Annotated in this window: 4 protein-coding genes; 3 read left to right on the top strand and 1 reads right to left on the bottom strand. The window is 66.8% G+C overall.

What is annotated here, in order from left to right; all coding sequences use genetic code 11:
• A partial coding sequence (locus SJH88_RS18720) for a magnesium chelatase domain-containing protein (protein ID WP_274755340.1) occupies positions 1-402 on the bottom strand: 402 nt, incomplete at its 3' end.
• A 206-nt stretch (positions 403-608) separates the two neighbouring features.
• Between SJH88_RS18720 and SJH88_RS18715 the strand changes: the two genes are divergently transcribed.
• The 3 genes from SJH88_RS18715 to glcE form a co-directional block, all read left to right on the top strand.
• A complete protein-coding gene (locus SJH88_RS18715) occupies positions 609-947 on the top strand; it encodes a P-II family nitrogen regulator (protein ID WP_042411906.1) in 339 nt (112 codons plus the stop codon).
• A gap of 26 nt (positions 948-973) precedes the next feature.
• Positions 974-2338: an ammonium transporter gene (locus SJH88_RS18710; protein WP_274755339.1), complete on the top strand. Its 1365-nt coding sequence runs from the start codon at positions 974-976 to the stop codon at positions 2336-2338.
• Positions 2339-2600: 262 nt separating this feature from the next.
• On the top strand, positions 2601-3306 hold a 706-nt coding region (glcE, locus tag SJH88_RS18705; protein ID WP_274755338.1), incomplete at its 3' end, for a glycolate oxidase subunit GlcE.

Below are 3306 nucleotides of genomic sequence, written 5' to 3'. Positions count from 1 at the left end.
CTGCCCCCAGGGCAGGGCCAGGCTGGTGGCCAGGGCCCCGCGCACCGGGCGCAGTTCGCCGGACAGCGACAGCTCGCCCGCGAACTCCCAGCCGAGCAGCCGCGCCGCATCGATCTGCCCGCTGGCGGCCAGGATGCCCAGGGCGATGGGCAGGTCGAAGCGGCCGGAGTCCTTGGGCAGGTCGGCCGGCGCCAGGTTCACAGTGATGCGCTTGTTGGTCGGAAATTCCAGGCCGCTGTTGACGATGGCGCAGCGCACGCGCTCGCGGGCTTCCTTGACCTCCACGTCGGCCAGCCCCACCAGGGTCAGGCTGGGCAGACCGTTGGCCAGATGCACTTCCACGGTGACGGCGGGCGCTTGCAGCCCCAAAAGGGCACGACTTTGGACGCAAGCCAGGCTCATGGGGCGGTTCTCCCTCAAAAGGTGCACAAAAAAGCAGCACATGCCACCGTGGGTTTGCACTAAAGTGGTGCGGCGCGCGATGTTTCCAGATGTGCACTGTAGAACGCGGGCCTGCTCCGCTGCAAGGCCGTTGGTTGGCACGCTCCATGCTTAAAGGGCTTGTCACAACACTTTTTACAACTGCCAGCTTCCCGGAGGAACGTCTTATGAAAATGGTGTCAGCCATCATCAAGCCCTTCAAGCTCGACGAGGTGCGCGAAGCACTGTCACAGCTTGGCGTACAGGGCATCACCGTGACCGAGGTGAAGGGCTTCGGCCGCCAAAAAGGTCACACCGAGCTGTACCGCGGCGCCGAGTATGTCGTCGACTTCCTGCCCAAGGTGAAGCTGGAAGCCGCGGTCGACGATGCTGTGCTCGAGCAGGTGATCGAAGCCATCGAAGGCGCGGCCCGCACCGGCAAGATCGGCGACGGCAAGATTTTCGTTTACGACCTGGAGCAGGTCGTGCGCATCCGCACCGGCGAGACCGGCAAGGAAGCCCTGTAACCCACCCCCTAATGCAAGAGACTGACATGAAAAAATCGCTCCCTGCCATCTCACTGGGTCTGGGCCTGCTGGCCGCCGCCACCGGTGCCATTGCGCAAGAAGCTGCCCCCGCCGTGGCGGTGGTGGCCGAAGTCGTCGCCGAAGCGGCCGCGCCTGCTGCCCCCGTCCTGAGCGCCGGCGACACCGCGTGGATGCTGACCTCCACCATGCTGGTGATCCTGATGGTCATCCCTGGCCTGGCCCTGTTCTACGGTGGCCTGGTGCGCTCCAAGAACATGCTGTCCGTGCTGGCCCAGGTGTTCACCGTGTTCTCGCTGATCACCGTGCTGTGGGCGATCTACGGCTTCTCGCTGGCCTTCGGCGGTGAAGGCAAGTTCTTCGGCAGCTTCGACAAGCTGTTCCTGGCCGGCATCACGCCCGACACCCTGTCGGCCATGCTGCCCACCATCCCCGAATACGTGTTCGTGGCCTTCCAGTCCACCTTCGCCGCCATCACCGTGGCGCTGATCGTGGGTGCCTTTGCCGAACGCATCAAGTTCGCGGCCGTGATGATCTTCTCCGTGCTGTGGTTCACCTTCAGCTACATCCCCATGGCCCACATGGTCTGGGGCGGTGGTCTGCTGGCGGCCGATGGCGCGCTGGACTTCGCCGGCGGCACGGTGGTGCACATCAACGCGGCCGTGGCCGGCCTGGTGGGTGCCTACATGGTGGGCAAGCGCATCGGCTTTGGCAAAGAAGCCCTGCCCCCGCACAGCCTGACACTGACCATGGTGGGTGCATCGCTGCTGTGGGTGGGCTGGTTTGGCTTCAACGCCGGCTCCGCCGGTGCCGCCAACGGCATCGCTGGCCTGGCCTTCATCAACACCATTCTGGCGACCGGCGCCGCCGCTGTGTCCTGGATCGTGGCCGAAGCCCTGCACAAGGGCAAGGCCTCCATGCTGGGTGCTGCCTCGGGTGCCGTGGCCGGTCTGGTGACCATCACCCCTGCCGCCGGTTTCGTGGGTCCCATGGGTTCCATCGTCATGGGTCTGATCGCTGGCCCTCTGTGCCTGTGGGGCGTGTCGGGCCTGAAGAAGATGCTGAAGGTCGACGACACCTGCGACGTGTTCGGCGTGCACGGTGTGGGCGGTATCCTGGGTGCCATCCTGACTGGTGTGTTCGCCTCGCAAAGCCTGGGCGGCACGGGTGGTCTGACCCCCGACACTTTCGCCATGGGTGCGCAAGTCTGGGTGCAGTTCAAGAGCGTGATCGTGACCATGGTCTGGTGCGGTGTGGTGTCCTTCATTTGCTTCAAGATCGCAGATGTCCTGGTGGGTCTGCGTGTGGCTGAAGATGCGGAACGCGAAGGTCTGGATATCACCACCCACGGTGAGTCCGCCTACAACCGCTGAGCAAGGCGCCCGGGCGGCACCCCCGCCCCCGCGCAAGCTGAAACCGCCCTTCGGGGCGGTTTTTTCATGGCCGCTCCGCCCCCAGCGGTCCAGCCCGCCCCTGGCGGGTGGGTGATCACCTGCGGTAGGCCGCGGTGCCTGAGAGCATGGCCGCCGCCGCAGGCCCAGGGCGCTGCGCGTCCTGCTGATTCACACCCGGCGTTCAAAAAATTCACATGGCGGCGACTGGCAAATTCCGGCAGCACGGCTACGATGCACGGCCATGGACGCTGCCCTTTCCCAGATCGCCGAGCGCGTACGCGCCGCCCTTGCTGACCACACCCCGCTGCGGCTTCGCGGCGGTGGCAGCAAGGACTTCCACGCCCTGCAACTGCAGGGGGACCTGCTGGACACCCGCGACTGGCGCGGCATCGTCAGCTACGAGCCCAGCGAGCTGGTGGTGACGGTGCGCGCTGGCACGCCGCTGGCCGAACTGGAGGCCGTGCTGGCCGCCCAGGGCCAGTGCCTGGCGTTCGAGCCACCGCACTTCGGCGCCGCCACGGTCGGGGGCATGGTGGCCACCGGCTGGTCCGGCCCGTCCCGCGCCAGCGTGGGTGCGGTGCGCGACTACGTGCTGGGCGTGGAAATCTTGAACGGGCGCGCCGAGTTGCTGCGCTTCGGCGGCCAGGTGATGAAGAACGTGGCCGGTTACGACGTCTCGCGCCTGATGGCGGGCAGCTGGGGCACGCTGGGGCTGATCACCGAAGTCAGCCTCAAGGTGCTGCCGGTGGTGCCGGGCGAGACCACGCTGCGCTTTGACGGCCTGTCGCAGGCCGAGGCCCTGCAGCGCCTGAACCAGTGGGGCGGTCAGCCACTGCCGCTGAATGCCAGCTGCTGGGTGCCCGACGCGGCGGGTGCCGACACCGGCACGCTGTACCTGCGCCTGCGCGGCGCGCGTGCCGCCGTCGACGGCCGCCTGCCGCAGCCTG

The organism is Comamonas sp. GCA5 (genome assembly GCF_036541385.1).
GTDB lineage: Bacteria > Pseudomonadota > Gammaproteobacteria > Burkholderiales > Burkholderiaceae_C > Comamonas > Comamonas aquatica.
This window is presented reverse-complemented; position numbering and strand designations above follow the sequence as displayed.

Coding starts and splice junctions, on each gene's coding strand:
- SJH88_RS18715 (WP_042411906.1), top strand. CDS start 609: ATGAAAATGGTGTCAGCCATCATCAAGCCCTTCAAGCTCGACGAGGTG.
- SJH88_RS18710 (WP_274755339.1), top strand. CDS start 974: ATGAAAAAATCGCTCCCTGCCATCTCACTGGGTCTGGGCCTGCTGGCC.